Consider the following 1,222-nt stretch of genomic DNA (forward strand, 5'->3'; position numbering starts at 1 on the left):
CCTATGCCCCGTGCGGCGCGCCTTCGCCCGGCGCCTGGCTCAGTTGTCCTTGACGATCTTCCAGCTCTTTCCTTCGTCCGTGGACCGCACGATCAGGTTTTCGGGCAGAAAGGCGATCAGAGAGCCATCGGCCCGGTCCACCATCATCTGGCGCACGGCGTAGGGATTCGTCATTCCCGGCGAGCTGCCGGTCTGTGACCAGCTCCTGCCGCCGTCCCGCGTGGTCATCAATCCCAGCTTTCCGGGCATCAGGCTGGGGGCGACAGGGCCCACCGCATATGCCGTCTGCCGGTCCTTGAAGGCGATCGTCACGACGAAACGGCTGGTGTCGAGATCGGCCCAGGTTTGCCCCCAATCGGGCGAAAGCAAGGTGGTTTTTGTCATCACCACCGTCTGGGACACCAGGGTGCCGTCGGGCAAGGCATTCACGTCGAGGGTGGAGCGACCATTGCTGGAGCGAAACAGCGTGCGGCCATCGGTGGCATGGAGGTCGCCGTTGGGCATCATCACGCCCGCGCGCTCCGGCTGGCCGAAGCTCATGCTGCGCTGCCATGGCACGTTGATCGAGCGGGAATCGGAAAACTCCCCGAGCTTTTGCCACACGCCGGCATCAAGATCCTTCGAGGCGTAGACGGTCCAGAGGCTGTCGCGGCGCGAGATCGCAACCACGCCCCCATCGCGCATCGGCTGCGCCAGTTGGATAAGCCCGTCATCGGGCGGTACCAGGCTCTTCCAAGTCAACCCCTCGTCGGAAGAGTGGCGCAGAAGGCCTTCCTCGCCCGCTGCCAGCAGCCCGCCGCGGTAGGGGCGGACCGAGAGCACCTCGCGCCAGGAACCCACGTCGAGTTCCTTCCAACGGCTCTCTCCGCTCTTGCGCCACAGCACCTTCCCGAGCTTGCTGCCGGCCATGAATTCGCCGTCGGCCGTCTGCGTCAGGCCATGCCAGATGGACGCCAGGCGCTTGACCTGCGGCGCCAGCGCAGCGCGGCGGTCGAGATCGAGCGTGGGAACGAAGCCATGCTGCGGACGGCCGCGGGTCTGCGCCGCCAATGCGGGATACAAGGTCTCGAAGGTCTTCTGCAGCTCAGCCTCCGGTGGCACATAGGCAACGACAAAGCGCGTGCCCAGGCGCGGCTGGATCAACAGCGTTCCAAGCAGCGTGACTTCGCCGCGCACCACGTCGAAGCTGCCGAACTTCGCATCGATGGGATAGAAGTAGCTC

At 65.4% G+C, this 1,222-nt stretch carries 1 protein-coding gene; it reads right to left on the reverse strand.

What is annotated here, in order from left to right; translation table 11 throughout:
- Nucleotides 1-39: 39 nt before the first annotated feature.
- Nucleotides 40-1,222, reverse strand: a 1,183-nt coding sequence (locus tag AC04L7_RS19040) for a WD40/YVTN/BNR-like repeat-containing protein (protein ID WP_475513752.1), incomplete at its 5' end; no start/stop codon positions are given.

It is taken from the genome of Pseudoxanthomonas sp. LjRoot204_2 (assembly GCF_056175765.1).